This is a genomic window from Candidatus Ishikawaella capsulata Mpkobe (genome assembly GCF_000828515.1).
Taxonomy (GTDB): domain Bacteria; phylum Pseudomonadota; class Gammaproteobacteria; order Enterobacterales; family Enterobacteriaceae; genus Ishikawella; species Ishikawella capsulata.
Genome location: NZ_AP010872.1, coordinates 739,591 through 745,590 on the forward strand (window position 1 = coordinate 739,591; position 6,000 = coordinate 745,590).

A 6,000-nucleotide genomic window follows, 5' to 3' on the forward strand; every position below is an offset into this window, starting at 1 on the left:
AGTATATTTAAGCTATTATCTTTGATAACTAAAGATTAGTTTATGAATTTAATTCAATGCTTGTAATATAAAGAATATTTATATTACAAAAATAGTATTAATATACTTTCTATTAGATGATTATAGAATATATTACTGTTTATTTCTTATTTTTGATATCTAAGATAGATTTTTATTATTTTACTAGAATTAGTTTTACCATAAAAGTCCAAATATATTTATATAATTTTTTCATACATATAGTTAATAAAATATTTATTAATAAATTAATGCTTATTCTTATTATGTCTTTGAATACCTCTAAATAAATATTGCTAAAATATTAGCTTCTATATTTATGGCTCCTCTTCTACCTAAGATAATATTACTTTAAAAGGATGGATTATGCTTGAAACAAATATAGTTTTTCATAATTGTAATTTATGAAGTATTTTTCCTAACCTTGTCAAGGTGATTTATTTGTTTGCACATTCATGACAATAAATCTACATAAAATGAAAAATTAAGGAATATTCATAATGAAATTAATAACTGGAGTGATATTAACTGGTGGAAAAAGTTCACGGATGGGAGGTCAAGATAAAGGTCTACTTTTATTCAAAGGAAAACCTCTTTATTATCATGTACTTCAAAGGTTAGAATATCAAGTAGATAATATAATTATTAGTGCTAACCGTAATATACATATATACAAAAAAAGCAATTATGCGGTCATTACTGATTTAATACATGCTGATTGTGGTCCATTATCAGGCATATTAAATGCATTAGAGATAATACCTGGAGATTGGGCTGCTTTTTGTTCCTGTGATACACCATTAATACCGTATGATTATATAATAAGATTGTGGAATAAAAAAAATAACTCGCCAGCAGTTTGGGTCAGAACTATAAATAGACACTATCCTATACTAGCATTAATAAATAAGTCTCTCACTTATAATTTAATAAAGTTTTTGCTAAATAAAAACTATCGAGTAATAGATTTTTTAAGAATGAATCAAGGTCATGGTGTTATATTTTCAGATTCTGATATTCACTTTAGTAACATTAACACATTAGATTCACTGGAACAAATTATTAAAATTAATGATAAATAAAAGGCAAAACCTGGCAGTTTCCTAGTCTCACATGGGGAGGCCCCACACTACCATCGGCGCCACGACATTTCACTTCTGAGTTCGGAATGGAATCAGGTGGTTCTGCCGTACTAATTACTACCAGGTAACCTTTATTAAATAATTTATATCATAGATAATTAATTGGTACAAGCTAAATATTTTATAACACGTCTCTAGTGTTGTGAAGTTAAGTCTCACGGGTCATTAGTACTGGTTAGCTCAACACATCACTATGCTTACACATCCAGCCTATCAACGTCGTTGTCTTCAACGTCCCTTTAGGAGGTATAATAACCTCAGGGAAAACTCATCTTAGGGCAAGTTTCGTGCTTAGATGCTTTCAGCACTTATCTTTTCCGTACTTAGCTACCGGGCAATGCCATTGGCATGACAACCCGAACACCAGAGGTACGTTCACTTCGGTCCTCTCGTACTAGAAGCAACCCCCTTCAATTTTCCAACGCCCACGGCAGATAGGGACCGAACTGTCTCACGACGTTCTAAACCCAGCTCGCGTACCACTTTAAATGGCGAACAGCCATACCCTTGGGACCTACTACAGCCCCAGGATGTGATGAGCCGACATCGAGGTGCCAAACACCGCCGTCGATATGAACTCTTGGGCGGTATTAGCCTGTTATCCCCGGAGTACCTTTTATTCGTTGAGCGATGGCCCTTCCATGCAGAACCACCGGATCACTAAGACCTGCTTTCGCATCTGTTCGCGTTGTCACGCTCACAGTTAAGCCAGCTTATGCCTTTGCACTAACCTCACGATATCCGACCGTGATTAGCTGACCTTTGTACTCCTCCGTTACTCTTTGGGAGGAGACCGCCCCAGTCAAACTACCCACCAGACAATGTCCGCATTCCGGATTACGGAATTACGTTAGAATATTGAATATCAAAGGGTGGTATTTCAAGGTTGACTCCATGTAAACTAGCGTCCACATTTCTTAGTCTCCCACCTATCCTACACATCAAGATTCAATATTCATTGCCAAGCTATAGTAAAGGTTCACGGGGTCTTTCCGTCTTGCCGCGGGTACACTGCATCTTCACAGCGATTTCAATTTCACTGAGTCTCGGGTGGAGACAGCCTGGCCATCATTACGCCATTCGTGCAGGTCGGAACTTACCCGACAAGGAATTTCGCTACCTTAGGACCGTTATAGTTACGGCCGCCGTTTACCGGGGCTTCGATCAGGAGCTTTTCTTTCGATAACTCCATCAATTAACCTTCCGGCACCGGGCAGGCATCACACCGTATACGTCCACTTTCGTGTTTGCACAGTGCTATGTTTTTAATAAACAGTTGCAGCCAGCTGGTATCTTAGACTAATCTCAGCTCTGGGAGTTAATCCTTTCACCTAATATTAGTGTGCCTTCTCCCGAAGTTACGGCACTATTTTGCCTAGTTCCTTCACCCGAGTTCTCTCAAGCGCCTGAGTATTCTCTACTTTACTACCTGTGTCGGTTTGAGGTACGATTTAGTATTACCTATAGCTTAGAGGCTTTTCTTGGAAGTGTGGCATTTGTTACTTAGGTACCTGAGTACTTTGTTATCACACCTCAATTTTAACTTTTCGGATTTACCTAAAAAGTCAATCTACATGTTTAAACCAAGATAAACCGTCACTTGGCTAACATAGCCTTCTTCGTCCCCCCTTGGCAGTAATACTAAGTACAGGAATATTAACCTGTTCACCATCGACTACACCTTGCGGTCTCGTCTTAGAAATCGACTTACCCTGCCCCGATTAACGTTGGACAGGAAACCTTAGTTTTTCGGCGAGTAGGTTTTTCACCTACTTTATCGTTACTCATGTCAGCATTCGCACTTCTGATACCTCCAGTAATTTTTTTAAATTACCTTCATAAGCTTACAGAACGCTCCCCTACCCAACAATTTTTAAGTTGTTGCCGCAGCTTCGGTACATAATTTAGCCCCGTTACATCTTCCGCGCAGGCTGACTCGACCAGTGAGCTATTACGCTTTCTTTAAATGATTGCTGCTTCTAAGCCAACATCCTGGCTGTCTAAGCCTACCCACATCGTTTCCCACTTAATTATGATTTAGGGACCTTAGCTGGCGGTCTGGGTTGTTTCCCTCTCCACGACGGACGTTAGCACCCGCCGTGTGTCTCCCATGATTACATTCTTCGGTATTCGTAGTTTGCATCGAGTTGGTAGGCTTGGAAAGCCCCCTAAGCGAAACAGTGCTCTACCCCCGAAGATGATACATGAGGCGCTACCTAAATAGCTTTCGGGGAGAACCAGCTATCTCCTGGTTTGATTGGACTTTCACCCCTAACCACAGGTCATCCGCTAATTTTTCAACATTAGTCGGTTCGGTCCTCCAGTTGGTATTATCCAACCTTCAACCTGCCCATGGCTAGATCACCAGGTTTCGGGTCTATATCTTGCAACTTAATGCCCATTTAAGACTCGGTTTCCCTACGGCTCCCTTATTCAGTTAACCTTGCTGCAAAATATAACTCGCTGACCCATTATACAAAAGGTACGCAGTCACACTTAAAAGTGCTTCTACTGCTTGTACGTATATGGTTTCAGGTTCTATTTCACTCCCCTCGCCGGGGTTCTTTTCACCTTTCCCTCACGGTACTAGTTCACTATCGGTCAGTCAGGAGTATTTAGCCTTAGAGGATGGTCCCCCTTTATTCAAACAGGATATCACGTGTCCCGTCCTACTCATTGAGCTCACAATATATAAAGTTTAATTATACGGGACTATCACCCTGTATCGTCAATGTTTCCAAATTGTTCTACTACTTCATATTTTGATTAAGGCTCTGGGCTGTTCCCCTTTCGCTCGCCACTACTAAGGGAATCTCGGTTGATTTCTTTTCCTCGAAGTACTTAGATGTTTCAGTTCCTTCGGTTTGCTTCACAACACTATGTATTTATGTTGTGATGATGTATCTTTGTACACCAGGTTTCCCTATTCGGATATCGCCGGTTATAGCGGTTCATATCACCTTACCGACGCTTTTCGCAGATTAGCACGTCCTTCATCGCCTCTGACTGCCAAGGCATTCACCATATACGCTTAATTACTTAACTTCACAACCCACAGACGTTTTATAAAAATATTACTAAATTCTTATAGTATTTCTTTAGAATTTATTATTTTATTAGCCTGTTCCAATTTGTTAAAGAACACATAAATACATTAAAAATAAATTAATTATAGTATTTTAAACCAAATACTTTAATTAAAAACTTATTTATTTCTTTACTGAACTGCCATTAACATAAATCACTTTTATCAAGTAATTTATGTGAGTACTAAATAGATTGTATTCTAAAATTTAAGGAGGTAATCCAACCACAGGTTCCCCTACAGTTACCTTGTTACGACTTCACCCCAGTCATAAATCACAAAGTGGTAAGCGCCCTCCTATAAAGGTTAAGCTACCTACTTCTTTTGCAACTTACTCCCATGGTGTGACGGGCGGTGTGTACAAGGCCCGAGAACGTATTCACCGTGGCATTCTGATCCACGATTACTAGCGATTCCTACTTCATAGAGTCGAGTTGCAGACTCTAATCCGAACTACGATGTACTTTTTGAGTTTTGCTTGCTCTTGCGAGATTGCTTCTCTTTGTATACACCATTGTAGCACGTGTGTAGCCCTGGTCATAAGGGCCATGATGACTTGACGTCATCCCCACCTTCCTCCAGTTTAATACTGGCAGTCTCCTCTGAGTTCCCGGCCATGCCGCTGGCAACAGAGGATAAGGGTTGCGCTCGTTGCGGGACTTAACCCAACATTTCACAACACGAGCTGACGACAGCCATGCAGCACCTGTCTCAGAGTTCCCCGAAAGGCACTTATATATCTCTATATAATTCTCTGGATGTCAAGACCAGGTAAGGTTTTTCGCGTTGCATCGAATTAAACCACATGCTCCACCGCTTGTGCGGACCCCCGTCAATTCATTTGAGTTTTAACCTTGCGGCCGTACTCCCCAGGCGGTCGACTTAATGCGTTAGCTACAAAAACCACAAGTCAAGCTTACAGTTTTTTAGTCGACATTGTTTACAGCGTGGACTACCAGGGTATCTAATCCTGTTTGCTCCCCACGCTTTCGCACCTGAGTGTCAGTTTTCGTCCAGAAGGTCGCCTTCGCCTCTGATATTCCTCCAGATATCTACGCATTTCACCGCTACACCTGGAATTCCACCTCCCTCTACGAAACTCTAGTTTATCAGTTTCACATGCAGTTCCTAGGTTAAGCCCAGGGATTTCACATATGACTTAATAAACCACCTACGTGCTCTTTACGCCCAGTAATTCCGATTAACGCTCGCACCCCCCGTGTTACCGCGGCTGCTGGCACGGAGTTAGCCGGTGCTTCTTCTGCGGGTAACGTCAATATATGAGAATATTAGGCTCATATCCTTCTTCCCCGCTGAAAGTACTTTACAACCCTAAGGCCTTCTTCATACACGCGACATAGCTGCATCAGGCTTGCGCCCATTGTGCAAGATTCCCCACTGCTGCCTCCCGTAGGAGTCTGGACCGTATCTCAGTTCCAGTGTGGCTGGTCATCCTCTCAGACCAGCTAGGGATCGTTGCCTAGGTGAGCCTTTACCCCACCTACAAGCTAATCCCATCTAGGTTCATCTGATGGTGTGAGGCCATAAGGTCCCCCACTTTGGTTTTACAACATTATGCGGTATTAGCTACCGTTTCCAGTAGTTATCCCCCGCCATTAGGTAGATCCCCAGACATTACTCACCCGTCCGCCACTCGTCAGCAAAAAAGCAAGCTTTTTTCTGTTACCGTTCGACTTGCATGTGTTAAGCTTGCCGCTAGCGTTCAATCTGAGCCATGATCAAACTCTTCAATTT

1 protein-coding gene and 3 rRNA genes are annotated in these 6,000 nt (G+C 41.4%); 1 reads left to right on the forward strand and 3 read right to left on the reverse strand.

Annotation, left to right across the window (positions count from 1 at the left end; all coding sequences use genetic code 11):
• Window positions 1-518: 518 nt before the first annotated feature.
• The gene (gene mobA, locus ICMP_RS03255; RefSeq protein ID WP_041069946.1) at window positions 519-1,100 is read left to right on the forward strand and encodes a molybdenum cofactor guanylyltransferase MobA; all 582 of its coding nucleotides are present in this window, start codon (window positions 519-521) and stop codon (window positions 1,098-1,100) included.
• Between the two features lie 8 nt (window positions 1,101-1,108).
• Here the strand turns inward: mobA and rrf are convergent.
• From rrf to ICMP_RS03270, 3 genes are all read right to left on the reverse strand, one after another.
• Window positions 1,109-1,225 (reverse strand): 5S ribosomal RNA (gene rrf / locus ICMP_RS03260).
• Window positions 1,226-1,304: 79 nt separating this feature from the next.
• Window positions 1,305-4,205, reverse strand: a 23S ribosomal RNA gene (locus ICMP_RS03265).
• A 249-nt stretch (window positions 4,206-4,454) separates the two neighbouring features.
• Window positions 4,455-6,000: ribosomal RNA gene (locus tag ICMP_RS03270) — 16S ribosomal RNA — on the reverse strand.
• Together the 16S, 23S and 5S rRNA genes form the textbook arrangement of a ribosomal RNA operon.

What these genes read in the sequence shown, in the direction of transcription:
- mobA (WP_041069946.1), top strand. Translation starts at nt 519, where the DNA reads ATGAAATTAATAACTGGAGTGATATTAACTGGTGGAAAAAGTTCACGG.